A 14,938-nucleotide genomic window follows, 5' to 3' on the forward strand; every position below is an offset into this window, starting at 1 on the left:
CCCTCGTCGTGTCAGACCGTGCCGTCGTCGGTCGGTGACTCGATCGCCCCGTCGTCCGCGTATCCGGTGCGGCGGTACTGGTGCCAGAGCCGAACGTGAACGGAGAGTCCGATCGCCGCGACGAGGCCGAAGTAACAGTAGATGGCGAGTTCGACGTACGCGGGGACCGATTCGAGCATCACGTGACCGTTCCGCCGCGTCGCCGATAGCAATCGGCCTGAACGGGTCCACGCTCTTTATACGGGCTTCGGTTCGGCGTGCACCGCCGTGATCGCCGACCGGAATCCCGCTCGCCCGCCCTCACCGGTTCGAGAGCATCCAGAGGCGGAGTGTGAGGTACACCATGACGAAGCCGAACGTGGCCGCGAACAGGTACGCGCCGTCGAGCGCCGCGTACACGAGCGCGATCGCGTTCAGGGCGATCCCGAAGACGTAGATCGGTCGGAGTCGCCGGGTGTTCATTCGCGGTCGCCCTCGTCGGTCGCGTCCCCGTTCACTCCCGTCGCGTCGTGACTTCCGATCGCGTTACGACCTGAACCCGAGGGCCGATCGGCTCCTCGCGGGCGAATCGCCGTCGGACGACTCGGCTGGAATCCTGTCATACCGGGCCGTTAGAACCCGACCGTGAAAACAGTCGCAGTTCGCGGTCGCGGTGTCGACGCTCCTCGATCACGCCGCCTCGCTCCCGAACGTCAGGTCGTCGCTCTCGACGACCTCGCCGAAGAGGAAGTCGGCGTGTTCGAGCGCGTACTCCTGATGCTCGTCCTCGATCGCGCCGATGCAGTCCTCGACGAGCAGCGGCCGGAAGTCCCGCAGTCCCGCGCTGCCGGCGCTGTGGAGGACGCAGACGTTCGCGAGGGTCCCGACGAAGACGAGGTCTTTGATCCCGCGGGCGTTCAGCCACCCCTCGAACTCCGTCTTCTGGAAGGCGTCGTAGGTGTGTTTCTCGACGACGTGGTCGGCCGCCTCGACGGGGAGTTCCTCGACGATCTCCGCCTCCCAGGAGCCTTCGACGACGTGCTCGCCCCAGCGATCGAACTCGTCGTAGTAGTGGGCGTCCTCGAACTGGTCGGGCGGGTGGACGTCCCGCGTGAAGACGATCCGGACGCCCGCCTCGCGGGCCCGGTCGACGAGGTCCCCGATCGGTTCGATGACCGCCTCGCTCCCCGGTGCGTACAGCGAGCCGTCGGGGTGACAGAACCCGTTTTGCATGTCGACCACGACGACCGCAGTGCTGTCTGGTTCGAGGTGCATGTGTGATGCTACGGACACGTGCCCAAAAACGTTCGCGCCCGGTACGCGATCGGGCTGGCCGATTATCGGTCGGCAGATCTTCGCCCGCGTCCGTGATTCGTCCGACCGAGGCGCCGGTCTCGCGTCGGTTCGTCCGCGCCCCCGTCCGGCTCGGCCGGTGTCGCCCATCGGCGGTCTTTTTGTAGTCGCTTCCGTACTGGCCCCTAGCTACCGTTCATGAGATCGACACGTGTCCCGCTGCTCGTCGCGCTGGTCGTGTTGTCACTGTGTGCCGTCCCGCTGTCGGCTGCCGGGGGTGGCGGCGCACCGTCGGCGACGGCTGGCGGTATCGAGGGTGCGACGTCGCCCGCAGCCGTCGCCGCCGGCGACCACGCCGCGAGTGCTGGCGCGACCGGAACGCTCGATCGGGCCGCGTCGACGCCGGCGATTCAGGACCGGGACGACGATCACTCGACCGGGGACACGATCGGCTACGTCGAGGGCTACTGGTACGACGACGAGTTGCCCGTCGACGACCGCGAGGACGCCACCGTCGATGACGACGAACTCGACGCGGTCGTCTACCGGGCGATGGCTCGCGTCGAGGTGATCCGGGAGCGGACGTTCGAGGACGACGTCGACGTCGAGGTCCGCTCCCGATCGGCGTACCAGGCCGAACAGGACGACCTCTTCACCGACCTCGGGCCGGCGGAACGCCTCCAGGAGAACGTCAACTACGAGGCGCTGTTCATGATCGACGGCGAGACGAACGCGGTCGACGAGGCGGAGACGCTGTACGGCGGTGCGGTCGAGGGCTACTACGAACCGCAGTCGGATCGGATCGTCGTCGTCTCGAACACCCCCGACGAACCCGAACTGAACGAGGTGGTGCTCGGCCACGAACTGGTCCACGCCCTGCAGGACCAGCACTTCGACCTGACGAACTACGATCGGGAGTCGCTCGACGGGAGCAACGCCGAGAACGGCCTCATCGAGGGCGACGCCGTCGCGGTCGAGCGGGCGTACGACCAGCGCTGTGGCGCCGAGTGGGAGTGTGTCCTCCCCGCCGACGGGCCGACCGAACTCCCCGACGACGTCAACTGGGGCCTCTACTTCACGATCTACCAGCCCTACGCCGACGGGCCCGACTACGTCGCCCACCTGCGCGAGCAGGGCGGCTGGGACGCCGTCGACGACGCCTACGACGATCCGCCGGCCAGCACGTCCGAGGTGATCCACCCCGGCGAGGACCGCGAGCCAGTCGAGACCGACGTCGCGGACCGATCGAGCGAGGACTGGGAACAGCTCGAGATCGACGGCGAACCGGCGACCGAGACCGTCGGCGAGGCCGGGATGGCCGCGATGTTCGCCGACGGGGCGATCGACCGGGACCGGCCGTCGGTGGTCTCCAGGGACGAGTTCCTCGGGATGGGGCTGTCCGGGGGCGAGGACCTTCGCTACGACCAGCCCTACACCGACGGCTGGGCCGGCGACGAACTGGTGACGTACGTCCCGGCCGACGCAGATACCAACGGGAGCGACGACCCGATCGCCGCGGCCGACGACGCCGGCTACGTCTGGCAGACCGAGTGGGTGTCCGAAGGGGAGGCACAGGCGTTCGTCGACGGCTACCTGCAACTGCTCGAGATCAACGGCGCGAGCGCGGTCGCCGACCGCCAGGACACCTACGAGATCGCGGACGGGTTCGCCGGCGCCTACTACGCCGAGCAGGACGGCGAGACGGTGACGATCGTCCACGCGCCGTCGATCGACGCGCTCGACGAGGTGGAGCAGGGTGCCGCACCCGAGGGCGACGATCGGCTCGAGGTCGACGAGGGAGGCGACGACGGGGCCGACGAGACTGGCTCCTGGAGCGACGAGATTCCCGGGTTCGGCCTTTCGATCGCCGTGCTCTCGCTGGTGCTCGGTACCCTCGCGGTCCGGAACGGCCGACGCCGGTAACCGTGGCACTTATCATCCGTCGTTCGAAGGCCACAGTCGATGGGCCGGGCCAGACTCTTCGCGATCGTCGCTCTCGTCGTCCTGTCGGGGTGTACGCTGCCCGGCACGCCGGGCCAGTTCGATCCCGATCGGGACCCCGGTCACGTCGCGGGGTACGCACACGACGATACCTTCGCGTTCGACGGGAGCGACGGCCTCACCGAGCACCAGCTCGAGGCGGTCAAGTACCGATCGATGGCCCGGATCGAGGTCGTCCGCGGGCTCACGTTCGACCGCGACGTCGAACTGGAGGTGATCGGTCGAGACGAGTACCGCGAGCGACGAGGGGGGAGCGAACCGGCCTCGCAGTTCGACAACGAACTCTGGCGCGGCGCGTTCGTCGTCGACGGCGAGACGGACGTGAACGCGGCGTTCGACGACCTCTACGGTGACTCCGTCCAGGGCTACTACGTGAACGATCGGATCGTGATCGTCACCGACGACGCCGACGAGATCCGGATCGATCGGCGGACGCTGGTCCACGAACTCGTCCACGCGCTCCAGGACCAGCGCTTCGGGATCGATCGATCCGGGGAGACGATCGACGAACGCCGGGCGGAACTCGGCCTGATCGAAGGCGAGGCGAACTACCTGGCGCACCTGTACGACCAGCGCTGCGGCGCCGAGTGGCAGTGCCTGGCCGATCGCGAGCCCGCTACGTCCGACCCCCGCTCGTTCAATTTCGGCCTCTTCCTCTCGATCTACGCGCCGTACTCCGCGGGGCCGCCGTTCGTGGCCCACCTCCACGAGACCGGCGGCTGGGACCGGGTCGATCGCGCCCACGAGGCGCGACCGGCGAGCACGAGCCAGGTGCTCGCGCCCGAGACCTACCCGGACGTCGAACCGATCGACGTACCGATCGAGGACCGATCGAACGACGACTGGGATCCCGTGACGGACGACGACGGCGAGATCGAGTCGGACACGGTTGGCGAGGCAACCGTGTTCGCGACGCTGTGGGCCAACGGGGTCGTCGATCGCTCGTCGCTTACCGCCGGGGCGACCGATCTCTCGCCGTACAACTACTCCGCGCCCGCGACCGACGGCTGGGCGGGCGACACGTTCCGCGCCTACGCGGACGGGAGCGATCGAACGGGCCACGTCTGGCGCCTCGCGTGGGAGCGCGAGGCGGACGCCGAGGCGTTCGCCGACGCCTACCGCGACCTGCTCGCGGCCAACGGCGCCGGGCGGGTCGACGACGGCGTCTACCGGATCGACGACGGCGACCCATTCGCCGGCGCCAACCGCGTGTCCGTTGCGGGCGATCGGGTCACGATCGTCGGCGCGCCTACCGTTCCGGAACTCGACGAGATTCACGCCGAAGACGGCGCGTCGACCGAGACCCGTGCGGAGATCGGAGCGTCGGCAACGGCGTCGATCGGGTCCACGACGGCCGGCAGTGCGTCGCCGATCCCAGCCCCGTCCGGGGGAGCCGGATCGCCGATCCCCGCCGCGGCAGACGGGTAGCTTTTTTGCCTCCGGTCGGAAACCGCCGGTATGTCGAATCCGTTCGGAACCGTCACGCCAGACGCTATTCTCGAGGGGACTGCGACGGACGCCTACTTCGAGCGCACCCGATCGACGCTCGAGCACGCGGGGAAGAACCCCCACGTCGTCGCCGAGGTGACCGCCGACCAGTTCCCGACCGGTGACTTCCAGGTCCTTACCGGGATCGAGGACGTCGCCACGCTCTTCGAGGGCCGGGCCGTGGACGTCGACGCGCTCCCCGACGGGCAACTGTTCGACGGCGGCCCCGTGATGCGGATCGAGGGCCCCTACCTCGAGTTCGCCGAACTCGAGACGTCGTTGCTCGGACTGCTGTCCCAGCCCAGCGGCTTCGCGACCGCGGCGCTCGAGGCCCGCCTGGCCGCGCCCGACTCGCTCGTGCTCTCGTTCGGCGCCCGCCACGTCCACCCGTCGATCTCGTCGGTCGTCGAACGCGCCGCCCTGCTCGCCGGCCTCGACGGCTTCTCGCACGTCGCGGCGGGCGAGATCCTCGATCGCGATCCGGGCGGGACGATGCCTCACGCGCTCATGTTCTGCTTCGGCGAGGGGAACCAGGCCGACGCGTGGCGGGCCTTCGACGAGGCCGTCCCCGAGGAGACGCCCCGGATTGCGCTGGTCGACACCTTCTGGGACGAGGTCAGCGAGAGCCTGCTCGCCGCCGAGACGCTGGGCGACGACCTCGACGGCGTTCGCATCGACACCACGAGTTCGCGCCGCGGCGACTTCCGGCACATCATCCGCGAGGTGCGCTGGGAACTCGACGCGCGCGGCCACGAGGACGTCGACATCTTCTGTAGCGGCGGCCTCGGCCCCGACCAGCTCCGCGACTTGCGGGACGTCGCCGACGGCTTCGGCGTCGGCGGCCACATCACCGATCGCGACCCGATCGACTTCAGCCTCGACATCGTCGAGATCAGCGAGGGATCGGAAGATCCCTCGAGCGGCCGGACGCAGTCCGACGGCCCGAGCGAGCCGATCTCGAAGCGCGGCAAACTCTCCGGCGTGAAGGAGGTCTATCGTACCTCGGACGGCGGCCACCACGTCGCGCTGGCCGATCGGGACGGCCCCGAAGACGGCGAGGCGCTGCTCGAACCGCTCGTGCGCGACGGCGAAATCGTCCGCGAGTTCGACCTCGACGAAGCCAGCGATCGGTGTCTGGCCGACGCGGAGGCGGTCGGCTTCTCGGACCGCGAGTAGGTGTTCGTCGACTTCGATTGCGTTCCGGTTCTCGGCCGATCGATCTCGGGTGTGGGCCCCGTCCGATTCCGTTTTGTTCAGAGATGCGATCGGAGTCGACGTATCCCACCCTCCTCGAAAGCCCTCGATCCGCTCGAGTCGGGAGGCTTGGATATGCGACAGCCGTCGACGTATCCAGTCATTTCGAAAGCTATCGACCCCTTTCAGTCCCACCCACGGCCTCACCCTCCCCAGCCGACTCGTTCACTCACGGGTTCGCTCACTCGTCCCTCGCGGATCAACTCGGCGTCTTCGCAGTCGCTCGGACGCCTCGCCTGCGCGCCAAACAGCCACGAGTGTGCTCCGCTGGCCGCGAGTGCGGCTCTGCACACGAACGCGACGTGCGGAGTCGCGCGATCCGGGGGAGGAAGGCGGTGCGAACCTGGGTGCTGAAAGGACGACCCGCTGAGGGCTTTCGGTATCCGGTTGACTGAGGTATATACTCATACTCCCCCACCGATCGACCCGGGGCCGGAGCGATGCGCCGCGGTGTCGGGGGTAAGACGATCGACGGCCGCCGGACTCAGTTCAGGTCCGCGCCCTCGAACCGCCAGTAGCCGATCGCCAGCGGGATCGCGATCCACAGGAGCAGGATGGGGACGGCGGTCCACTCCTGCAGGTAGAGCGGCAGGTCGCCGCCGAGCCGGTTCGAGAGCATGAGGGCGTTCGGCTCCTGGAGGGTCTCGGCGGGGATATCTTCGACGACGCCCTGCCAGCCGAAGATGCCCCAGATGAACTGGTCGGCAAGTTCGCTCGAGACCTGCGTGTACGCCTCCAGCGGGTTCAGCCGGAGCAGGAAGAAGTACCACCCGGCGGCCTCGTAGCCGGGCAGGCTCCCCTCGACGAGGTAGTGGACGCCGGCGACCAGCGGGTGCCAGCCCAGCGTGAAGAGGACGTAGCTCCCGATCGCGCCGGCCATCGCCTGCATCCGCGAGGCCGACATCGCCGAGACGGCGACGGCGATCGCGGTGAAGACCATCCCGAGCAGGACCGTCAGGAGCGAGAAGGCGAGCAGGGTTCGGGCCGGAAAGCTGTCGAACATCGCAACGACCATCCCGAGGGCGACGAGGCAGGCGACGGCGGTCGCGACGACGATGACCCCCAGTCGGCTCGCCAGTTTACCGAGGAAGACGTTCCAGCGGCTGTGCGAGAGCCCAAAGAGCACGCGCAGGCTGCCGGACTGGCGCTCGCCGACGATCGCCATGTAGCCGACGAGCAAGGCGAGCACCGGGATCATGAGCTGACCGCCGATGTTGGCGACGAGGGGGATGATCTCCGTCGGTTCGGCCTCGGCGAGGCCGTTGGAGGCGGCCCCGGCCGAGATGACGACCATCAGGAAGACGAAGACGCCCATCACCGCCCAGATCATGCGGGAGCGGACGGCGTCCTCGAAGTCCTTCCGCGCGATCAGCGTGGAACTCATCGGTCCACCTCCCCGCCGGCGTCCGCGGCGGTCGATCCGGTAGCCCGGCCGCCGTCGGCAGCGGAGGGCGGTTCGGTCCTCGCCGCCGCGTTCCGGTTCGAGTCGCGGCCACGGCCTCCGCCCGGGTCCGCGTCCGCGCCCGTCTCGGCGTCGGTCCCGGTGAACGCGGCGAACAGGTCGTCCAGCGTCGGCTCGACGACCTCGAAGTCGTGGACCGTCGCTCCGCTCTCGACGAGCCGGTGCAGGGTCCGCGCTTTGGCCCCCGGATCGGTGTAGGCGACCCGGAGGTGATCGCCCTCGGGACGGACGTCGACCACGCCGTCGATCGCTTCGAGGTCGGCCGTGGGGGTCCCGGTCACGTCCGCCGCGTCCACGACGAGACTCGAGCCGACGCCGGCCGTCTCGCGCAGTCCGGCGATCGTATCGACCGTGACGAGTTCGCCCTCGTCTAAGATGCCGATCCGATCGCAGACCGCCGACACCTGGCCGAGGATGTGACTCGAGAAGAACACCGTGGTTCCGGCGGCGGCCTCCTCGCGGATGATCTCCTGCATCGTCCGGATCCCGTGGGGATCGAGTCCCGACGACGGTTCGTCGAGGATCAACAGGTCCGGCTCGCCGGCCAGCGCCATCGCCATCGCGAGGCGCTGGCGCATCCCCTTCGAGTAGTCGCCGACCGCCCGCTCTGCGTCGCTTCGATCGAGGTGCACCCGATCGAGCAGGGCGTCGGGATCGCCGTCGACGCCCGTCGAGTCGAGCGCGAACTCGAGGTGCCGATAGCCCGACGAGCGCTCCCACAGGTCGAAGCCGTCGGGGAGGATCCCGACCCGATCGCGGACGGCATCTGTCTCGTCCTGGGCGTCGTGGCCCAGGACCGTCGCCGAACCGCTCGTCGGCCGGATGAAGTCGAGCAGGAGGTCGATCGTCGTCGTCTTCCCGGCCCCGTTCGGCCCGAGGAAGCCGAAGACCTCGCCCGATTCGACGGCCAGGTCGAGGTTCGCGAGGGCCGTCTCGGAGCCGTACGTCTTGGTCAGGCCGGTCGTCTCGATCGCGGTCACGAGTCACACCTCCGTCGTCGTCCGAACGATCGGTCGGTTGCCACAGCGTGTCTCGACCGCGCTGGTCGATTCGATACGTGTTCGATGCACCGATCGGGGCGGCGATATCGGCGCATCGATCGGACTGGTGACGTCGACGCGTCGTTCGGGCCGGCCGTCACGCGGCCGCTGTCGATCTCGAACTGTCGGTTCGTCATCACGGCTGGATCGTCGATCGAAACCATCGTATAACTGGACTCACAGTTGTCCAGCCGACAGTCCTGCCGAAGATTTATATACGGGACGTCGAATCGGCGCGGTTTTTCGGGGTCCAGCGCCGCCGTGGGCTACCGGCCGATCCGATCGGTCGGGTCCGCGATCGGCCCTGGAACGGATTGTCCCAGCATCAATCGGCTGAACTGGCCGAGAATTCGGGCGACGACGTTGCAGATCGCGAGCGAGACCGCGAGGAAGAGGACCCCGACGATCGACGTCGCGAGCGCTTCGGGGAGGGTCGTCACCTCCCACTCCGTGAGCGTGACGGCGACCTCGACACCGACGAGGAGGCCGTCCCACGGCAGTTGGAGCGACGGCGTGAGAAAGACCGGCTCGCCGTCGGTGATGAAGCCGACGGAGACGTTCGGAGAGTCGTAGAACAGCGGCGTCAGGACCATCGCGGCCGCCGTCGTGAGCAACGTCGTCAGGAGCACGAACGACGCGATCCCGACGACGAACTTGCTCAAGAGAAAGCACACCGACGCGTACGTCTCGCGGCCGAGCAGGAGCGATCGGAGCCGGTCAACGACTCCTTCCCGTTCGAGAAACGGATAGCCCGGCGAGTCGATCTCGACTGACAGGAGGTATCGCGCCATCGCCCGCTCGAACGCCGCGAGGGCGTGTGTGGCGAGCAACACGACGAGGAGGATCGGCGCACCGATCACCAGGATAAGCAACGAGAGGCCGAACGAGAACCCGACGGTCAGGACGACGAAGTACGCTACCCCGAGCGGAAACGCGAGCGCGAGGTACAGGAGATTCAGATACGTCTGCGGACGGAACGGACTCAGCACTGTCGTCCGTATCGATCGCACGACGGCGTCGATGCCGGGGACTCCGACTCGAATACCCACTGTGACATACTCTTCGATACGCTAACATAAGTCTTGACGAGCGGCGCCGCGCTCGCGGCCGGATTGGCGGATTTCGACCCCGCCGTCGGAACTCGTCATAGATCCGAACGGTTTTGTCGCTGTCGGACGGATTCGAGACAGACGTGTCGGCTCGCCGATCGAACTCCGGTGACGGGTCGTGGCCCGCTACCGACGGGTGTGTCACCGCGTCGGTCGCGACGCGATCGAGGGTTGCAGGACCAGTCCGTGCCGCGTTGCGGGGGATGCGCCGATGACGACCGTCGTCGATCCCGACACCGAGGCGGTGCTCGCCCTGCTCGACGACGAGTACGCGCGGACGATTATCATCGAGACCTACGACGAGGCGAAATCCGTCGAGGCGCTGAGCGCGGCCTGCGACGCCGATCCCTCGACCGTCTACCGGCGCATCGATCGACTCCAGGAGCACGATCTGCTCGCCGACCGGCAACGACTCGACCCGGGCGGCCACCACTACAAGGTCTACGTCGCCCGTCTCGAGGGCGTCGCGATCGACGTGACCGACGACGGCTTCGACGTCGAGATCGACTACGCAGAAGAAGAGGCCGCGGACACCTTCACACGACTCTACGAGGAACTCTCCGGATGACCAGCACGATCGACCTCCCGGCGCGCGGGTTCGCGACCGCCTGCAGAGCGGTCGGTTCGATCGATTCCCCCGGCGTGGCCGGCTCTATCGCGGCCAGCGGGTCGCCCGGTCCGGCCGGCTCGATCGCAGCCGCGACGTCGGTCGCCCACGAACTGCTCGTCCCGTTGCAGGTCGACGTCGAGGGCGGCTCGCCGCTGGTCGTGTTCGCGGCGCTCGCAACGTTCCTCGTCGCGCTGGTGCTCGCCATCGTCGTCACCTACCGGTTCGTCGAGGGCTACCGCCGAACGAAGGCGCGCCCGATCCTGTTGCTCGCGATCGGGATGTTCCTGCTTGCGCCAGCGCCGATGTTCATCCGCCTGCTGGTCGGCAACGTCGCGGCGATCCCGCTGTCCGTCCAGTTGCTGGCGACGACGCTGTCGGAACTGGCCGGCCTGCTGGTCGTCCTCTACGTCGTCTACACCACCTGACCATGCAACCCGAAATCGACGCACCCTGATCATGCCACTCGAACCCATCACCACGGTCGCGTCCGCGCTCACGGCAGTGCTGGGGCTGTTCGTCGCGTACCTCGCCTACCGGGGCTACCGCCGCAACGACAGTCCGACGATGCGCGCGCTCTCGATCGGGATCGTCTGTATCGCCGTCCTCCCGTACCTGATCCTCTACCTGCTCACGCCCGCGTTCGGGCTGGCAGACGCCGAAAGCCTCTTCGCGATCACCCTCTCGCACACGATCGGGCTGGCCGTCATCTACCGGACGTTCGATTGAGTCCCCGGCGGATCAGTGTACAAAACCCTTTCGCCGGGCTGGCGGCTCGCCAACTCGCTGCCCCGCTATACGGTCGTCCCCGTTCTCGGTTCGAGTATCCACATGACCACGACGTCACTCGCGACGACGACTGCTCGCGACGAGTCCGACGGCCCGCGCGATCGACCGCTGCGCTGGTTCGTCGGCGTCCCGTTTCGACTCCAGACGTACCGGAACCTGCTGTACCTCGCCCTCGCGTTTCCGCTCGGAGTGACGTACTTCGTCGCGATCGTCGCCGGCGTTTCGATGGGGATCGGTCTGGTCGTGACGCTGATCGGCGTGCCGCTCCTCCTGGCGACGATCGTCGCGGCGACGATCCTCGCGGGGTTCGAGGCGCAACTGGCGACGGTACTCCTCGGAACTGACGCGCCGCTCCCCGAAGCGCTCCGTTCGGAGCATCCGGCCAGCCTGTCCGGCGGCGATGGCGGTCTCGTCGACACGGTGTCGGCACTGTTGACTGCCCCGACGACCTGGACCAGTCTCCTGCTGGTCCTCCTGAAGTTCGGCTACGGTATCGCCGCGTTCACCGCGCTCGTCACCGCCACCACGCTCGTCACGGCGTTGCTCCTCGCACCGTTCGTCTACGCCGATCCGGCGGTCCACTACACCGTCGGCTCGGTTGCGATCGACACGCCTCCCGAAGCCGTCGCCGCCGCCGGCGCCGGCCTCCTCGTCGGACTGGTGTCGCTCCACCTGCTGAACGGACTGGCGATCGTCGGCGGCCTGCTCACCGCGAGGCTACTCGAGGTCGCCACCGAGGACGAGTCGAACGGAGACGACGCGGTAACCGCGAACGGAGGCGACGCGGCGAATGCGGACCGGGACGGCGACGTGGACCCGAACGAGGACGAGTGAATCGCTCGTTCGGACTCACATCGACCGAGCTCTTGCGTGCCGACGAGCTGCGACAGGGACGCCGGAGGCAGTATCGCGAGACTTCCGTCTCCGACCGGGACCAGTATCGATACTGTGAGGCAAAAACAGCGGTCGCTACACCTGTTCGACGCTCCCGTCGGGGTCGCGCTCGCGGAACACCTGCCCTTCGAACAGCGTGACGACCACGTCGTCGTCCTGCCAGGCCGTCGGCGGGAGGCCCGCCTTCCGGCAGGTCCGATCGAGGTACTCGCGGGCGCTCCAGCCGTTCTCGACCGGGACGGTCGGGTAGAGCCAGCCGTTCTCGCCGCCGCCGTCGATGGCGACCCCGTGAGTGCCGAGGTCGATATCCGCCAGCGGATCGTCCGTCAGGACGACGTTCCTGACCGCACAGACGGAGACGGTGAGGTTCGGGAGCTCCGACGGACTGACTTCCGATCCACACGAGTCCTCGCTCGCGGCCTCGATCGCCGCGTCGACGATCACGTGACCGAGCTGTTCGCCCGATCGATAGCCGCCGGCACAGCCGCGCAGGCTGCCGCGGCCGCGGGTCGATTCGAGGCGCACGAACGCACCGGTGCGCTCGTAGAAGGCTTCGCGCATGCTGCCCGGTTGTTCTCGTTGCCCGTGTTCTACGTAGGATTCGACGGACTCGCGCGCGAGTTCGACTGCGCGCGCGCCGTCCTCGAAGGAGAGGTCGACGCCCTGTCGCTGGGACATACAGGTATACATGGGAATGGTCGTCCTAAAACGCTTCCATTCGCTTCCCGATCGGCCCACGACGCCGCTCGGGGGATTAATTCGCCGCCGCCGCCGTCGAGAACTGGCCGGGGGAACGGACCTCGACGGAGTCGCGTCGGTACTCGCGAGCCACGGCGACACCTCGGGCGACCACTGCTCCCCGGATCGGTCCCGGTGCGTGCGGGGCCGACCCCTGTCCGTCGTTTCTGGCGCGTCCCGTTCGATCGGGGGACTTATTCCGCTCACGCCCCTATAATCGATGGGAGAGAGAGCCTGGCTGCCGCGATGATCGTGCCGGCAACGGCGCGATCACCGAGCGTGGTCCATCTCTTCGAGATGCGCCACGCGCCAACGTTGCCCGACTCTCCGAGTCGCGCAACGCTCACAACGTGAACCGTCCCTCCGGGACGCTTCACGCTCGCGAGGAAAGTCCCCCCACCTGTTCGGGCAGGTGACCGGGCGCAAGTCCGGAGCGGGAGACCGCTGGCTCTGGAACAGAAACGACACGTCTCGGCCCGATCGATGACGCGTGCGAACCCGACCGCGAGGAAGGGGAGTTGACCCGCAGAGAGCCCGTAGTCGAGCCTCGTGGTTCGACGCCACGGACCGTGTTTGTCACGGTCGGCTACGGAGAGACGGCCGAGGATCGATGGAACGGCGAACCCTCACCGGTGCAAGTCCGCGCCGTGGTAGCCCGAACGCTCCGCGGCCTCGCCGCGGGCGGCGCGGACGCTCAGCCGAATGCCGGGACGAACAGAAGGGGGCTTACTCCTCTCACCCGTTTTCAGTACGCGAGTGGCATCGATGCCGAGGAGGTGTTTTCGTCTGGAGGGCATTTCGTACGAATCGTTGACGTCTCGAGATGGGGTTTGTGATCGGGGATTCCGCCGAAACGTCTGTGGCGAGACCCGTCCTTCTCTGCTCAAATCTCCGCGTTGGAGTTTCGTCGACACCAGCCGCTCGCTTCGCTCGCGGTTTGGTGTCGACAGAAACGTCCTGACGGAGATTTGAACTCCGGTCCCTGGCTCCGCAAGCCAAGAGGATAGTCCACTACCCTATCAGGACTCATCTCTTCATACCCGCGTGGACATTAAAGCCCTTTCGAAAGCATCCCGATCGCGCCCCGCGAATTCGATCGTGTGAGACACTGACGAACGGGTCACGATCACTCGGGGTTCGTGTGCTCGGTGAACGCGCCGCCGTCCCAGCCGCGGTAGCGAGCACGGAACCGCGTCTCGAGTAGTCCGACGATCGCGAGAACGATCGCGTACAGACCGAGCGCGAGGATATGGACGTAGCTATCTGTCGTCAGGAATACTTCCACGAGCAGGAATCGCGGGACCACGAGCGTGAACAGGAACAGGGGAACGAGCGCTCCCTCGCCCAGCAACGCGGCGAGCGGAACCGCGGTGACCGCGGCGACACAGGCGAAGACGACGAGGGCGCCGTCGACGCCTAACGTGGCCGATTTCTGGACCAGGAGTACCGTCGCCACACCGACGAAACCGGCGACGCCGACCACGACGCCCGCGAGGGTACGACGCCTCAGCGGGAGGTCGGGGAGGTTCCGGAGCCGATCGGCTCCGGGCCCGTAGCCGCGCCGGAGTCCGTACTCGGCGACGCCGGCGACCAGCAACAGCGAGAGCAACAGGGCCCAGTTGTCGGCGTAGTGGTAGACGTGGAACGGTCCCTCGACGATGTCGTGGCCGCCCAGTTCGCCCACCGTCTGGGGATCGGGCGAGGTCAGTTCGACGTACGTGACGCCGACCAGTAGCGCGACGGACCCGATCGCGGAGAAGTACAGCCGCGTGTGGGCGGTGACGAGAAACGCCACGAATCCCAGCAGAAACGCGCCCGCCGCCAGCGCCGCGAGTCCGGCGGTCGAGTCGACCAGCGGATAGTCGATCCGCGTCAGGAGCGTGGACACGACGGCTGCGTGTGCGAGTCCACCGAGGGTGGCGATCGTGATCGCTGACGCGACTGCGCGTCTCGGTCGGGGACTCATGTCACGGACCACGGTGCTGTGACCACTGGCCGGAGAGTGCGGGGAGCGGAACGGACCATGCGAAACCCAGTACGCGTGACAGGAAATACGTTGTCCATCCGACGAGTGGGGCGGAATTCGACGTCGATCGGCCCCACGATGACCGCGCCGTCGATTCCCGTCGGTCGAGCACCCGTCGGTGGACTGCGATCGCCCGGACGTTTAAATACGGAGGGGCGCTCAAACCGGGCATGCGCTCCCGCTGGAGCCCCGTCGAGGGCCGGACCGGATGCGACGTGACCGTGACGCCAGTTTCGGTTTCTGTAGCCCCTACGACGG

The 14,938-nt window shown here is 67.6% G+C and carries 15 protein-coding genes, 1 tRNA gene and 1 other RNA gene; 8 read left to right on the forward strand and 9 right to left on the reverse strand.

What is annotated here, in order from left to right:
• Positions 1-11: 11 nt before the first annotated feature.
• The 3 genes from MUN73_RS04910 to MUN73_RS04920 form a co-directional block, all read right to left on the reverse strand.
• Positions 12-179, reverse strand: a complete 168-nt coding sequence (locus tag MUN73_RS04910) for a hypothetical protein (RefSeq protein WP_250139321.1) — start codon at positions 177-179, stop codon at positions 12-14.
• A 121-nt stretch (positions 180-300) separates the two neighbouring features.
• Complete coding sequence (locus MUN73_RS04915; RefSeq protein ID WP_250139322.1) at positions 301-462, reverse strand: hypothetical protein; 162 nt, start codon at positions 460-462, stop codon at positions 301-303.
• Between the two features lie 207 nt (positions 463-669).
• Positions 670-1,254: a cysteine hydrolase family protein gene (locus tag MUN73_RS04920; protein WP_250139323.1), complete on the reverse strand. Its 585-nt coding sequence runs from the start codon at positions 1,252-1,254 to the stop codon at positions 670-672.
• A 216-nt stretch (positions 1,255-1,470) separates the two neighbouring features.
• Here MUN73_RS04920 and MUN73_RS04925 point away from each other — a divergent pair, with 216 nt between their 5' ends.
• The 3 genes from MUN73_RS04925 to MUN73_RS04935 are packed head-to-tail and all read left to right on the forward strand — an operon-like array spanning position 1,471 to position 5,937.
• Positions 1,471-3,195: an Hvo_1808 family surface protein gene (locus MUN73_RS04925; protein ID WP_250139324.1), complete on the forward strand. Its 1,725-nt coding sequence runs from the start codon at positions 1,471-1,473 to the stop codon at positions 3,193-3,195.
• Between the two features lie 39 nt (positions 3,196-3,234).
• Positions 3,235-4,701: an Hvo_1808 family surface protein gene (locus tag MUN73_RS04930; RefSeq protein ID WP_250139325.1), complete on the forward strand. Its 1,467-nt coding sequence runs from the start codon at positions 3,235-3,237 to the stop codon at positions 4,699-4,701.
• Positions 4,702-4,731: 30 nt separating this feature from the next.
• A complete protein-coding gene (locus MUN73_RS04935; RefSeq protein WP_250139326.1) occupies positions 4,732-5,937 on the forward strand; it encodes a nicotinate phosphoribosyltransferase in 1,206 nt (401 codons plus the stop codon).
• A 562-nt stretch (positions 5,938-6,499) separates the two neighbouring features.
• On the opposite strand, the gene MUN73_RS04940 is transcribed toward MUN73_RS04935, so the two are convergent.
• From MUN73_RS04940 to MUN73_RS04950, 3 genes are all read right to left on the reverse strand, one after another.
• Positions 6,500-7,399: an ABC transporter permease subunit gene (locus MUN73_RS04940; RefSeq protein WP_250139327.1), complete on the reverse strand. Its 900-nt coding sequence runs from the start codon at positions 7,397-7,399 to the stop codon at positions 6,500-6,502.
• Positions 7,396-8,457 carry an ABC transporter ATP-binding protein gene (locus MUN73_RS04945; protein WP_250139328.1) on the reverse strand — a complete coding sequence of 354 codons (1,062 nt, stop codon included), beginning with the start codon at positions 8,455-8,457 and terminating at the stop codon, positions 7,396-7,398. The genes MUN73_RS04940 and MUN73_RS04945 overlap by 4 nt, the downstream gene beginning before the upstream one ends.
• Positions 8,458-8,783: 326 nt before the next feature.
• On the reverse strand, positions 8,784-9,566 hold the full coding sequence (locus tag MUN73_RS04950; RefSeq protein WP_250139329.1) for a sensor domain-containing protein: 783 nt from the start codon (positions 9,564-9,566) through the stop codon (positions 8,784-8,786).
• A gap of 271 nt (positions 9,567-9,837) precedes the next feature.
• On the opposite strand from MUN73_RS04950, the gene MUN73_RS04955 reads away from it, so the two are divergent.
• The 4 genes from MUN73_RS04955 (at position 9,838) to MUN73_RS04970 (ending at position 11,856) form a co-directional block, all read left to right on the forward strand.
• Positions 9,838-10,194, forward strand: a complete 357-nt coding sequence (locus tag MUN73_RS04955) for a helix-turn-helix domain-containing protein (RefSeq protein ID WP_250139330.1) — start codon at positions 9,838-9,840, stop codon at positions 10,192-10,194.
• On the forward strand, positions 10,191-10,661 hold the full coding sequence (locus MUN73_RS04960; RefSeq protein ID WP_250139331.1) for a DUF7521 family protein: 471 nt from the start codon (positions 10,191-10,193) through the stop codon (positions 10,659-10,661). The genes MUN73_RS04955 and MUN73_RS04960 overlap by 4 nt, the downstream gene beginning before the upstream one ends.
• A 31-nt stretch (positions 10,662-10,692) precedes the next feature.
• Positions 10,693-10,962: a DUF7521 family protein gene (locus MUN73_RS04965; protein WP_250139332.1), complete on the forward strand. Its 270-nt coding sequence runs from the start codon at positions 10,693-10,695 to the stop codon at positions 10,960-10,962.
• Between the two features lie 102 nt (positions 10,963-11,064).
• On the forward strand, positions 11,065-11,856 hold the full coding sequence (locus MUN73_RS04970; protein WP_250139333.1) for a sensor domain-containing protein: 792 nt from the start codon (positions 11,065-11,067) through the stop codon (positions 11,854-11,856).
• Positions 11,857-11,991: 135 nt separating this feature from the next.
• Here MUN73_RS04970 and MUN73_RS04975 read toward each other — a convergent pair whose 3' ends face one another.
• Positions 11,992-12,594 (reverse strand): TIGR00296 family protein, encoded by a 603-nt coding sequence (locus MUN73_RS04975; RefSeq protein WP_250139334.1) that lies wholly within the window; start codon positions 12,592-12,594, stop codon positions 11,992-11,994.
• Between the two features lie 425 nt (positions 12,595-13,019).
• On the opposite strand from MUN73_RS04975, the gene rnpB reads away from it, so the two are divergent.
• Positions 13,020-13,395, forward strand: an RNA gene (gene rnpB / locus MUN73_RS04980) — RNase P RNA component.
• A gap of 212 nt (positions 13,396-13,607) precedes the next feature.
• On the opposite strand, the gene MUN73_RS04985 is transcribed toward rnpB, so the two are convergent.
• A tRNA-Arg gene (locus tag MUN73_RS04985) sits at positions 13,608-13,680 on the reverse strand.
• Positions 13,681-13,780: 100 nt separating this feature from the next.
• Entirely contained in the window at positions 13,781-14,620 is an 840-nt protein-coding gene (locus tag MUN73_RS04990) for a hypothetical protein (RefSeq protein ID WP_250139335.1), read from the reverse strand.
• Positions 14,621-14,938 lie beyond the last annotated feature (318 nt).

The organism is Halosolutus amylolyticus, from assembly GCF_023566055.1.
In the GTDB taxonomy this organism is placed as follows: Archaea; Halobacteriota; Halobacteria; order Halobacteriales; family Natrialbaceae; genus Halosolutus; species Halosolutus amylolyticus.

What these genes read in the sequence shown, in the direction of transcription:
- MUN73_RS04910 (WP_250139321.1), bottom strand. Translation starts at nt 179, where the DNA reads ATGCTCGAATCGGTCCCCGCGTACGTCGAACTCGCCATCTACTGTTAC.
- MUN73_RS04915 (WP_250139322.1), bottom strand. Translation starts at nt 462, where the DNA reads ATGAACACCCGGCGACTCCGACCGATCTACGTCTTCGGGATCGCCCTG.
- MUN73_RS04920 (WP_250139323.1), bottom strand. Translation starts at nt 1,254, where the DNA reads ATGCACCTCGAACCAGACAGCACTGCGGTCGTCGTGGTCGACATGCAA.
- MUN73_RS04925 (WP_250139324.1), top strand. Translation starts at nt 1,471, where the DNA reads ATGAGATCGACACGTGTCCCGCTGCTCGTCGCGCTGGTCGTGTTGTCA.
- MUN73_RS04930 (WP_250139325.1), top strand. Translation starts at nt 3,235, where the DNA reads ATGGGCCGGGCCAGACTCTTCGCGATCGTCGCTCTCGTCGTCCTGTCG.
- MUN73_RS04935 (WP_250139326.1), top strand. Translation starts at nt 4,732, where the DNA reads ATGTCGAATCCGTTCGGAACCGTCACGCCAGACGCTATTCTCGAGGGG.
- MUN73_RS04940 (WP_250139327.1), bottom strand. Translation starts at nt 7,399, where the DNA reads ATGAGTTCCACGCTGATCGCGCGGAAGGACTTCGAGGACGCCGTCCGC.
- MUN73_RS04955 (WP_250139330.1), top strand. Translation starts at nt 9,838, where the DNA reads ATGACGACCGTCGTCGATCCCGACACCGAGGCGGTGCTCGCCCTGCTC.
- MUN73_RS04960 (WP_250139331.1), top strand. Translation starts at nt 10,191, where the DNA reads ATGACCAGCACGATCGACCTCCCGGCGCGCGGGTTCGCGACCGCCTGC.
- MUN73_RS04965 (WP_250139332.1), top strand. Translation starts at nt 10,693, where the DNA reads ATGCCACTCGAACCCATCACCACGGTCGCGTCCGCGCTCACGGCAGTG.
- MUN73_RS04970 (WP_250139333.1), top strand. Translation starts at nt 11,065, where the DNA reads ATGACCACGACGTCACTCGCGACGACGACTGCTCGCGACGAGTCCGAC.
- MUN73_RS04975 (WP_250139334.1), bottom strand. Translation starts at nt 12,594, where the DNA reads ATGTCCCAGCGACAGGGCGTCGACCTCTCCTTCGAGGACGGCGCGCGC.
- MUN73_RS04990 (WP_250139335.1), bottom strand. Translation starts at nt 14,620, where the DNA reads ATGAGTCCCCGACCGAGACGCGCAGTCGCGTCAGCGATCACGATCGCC.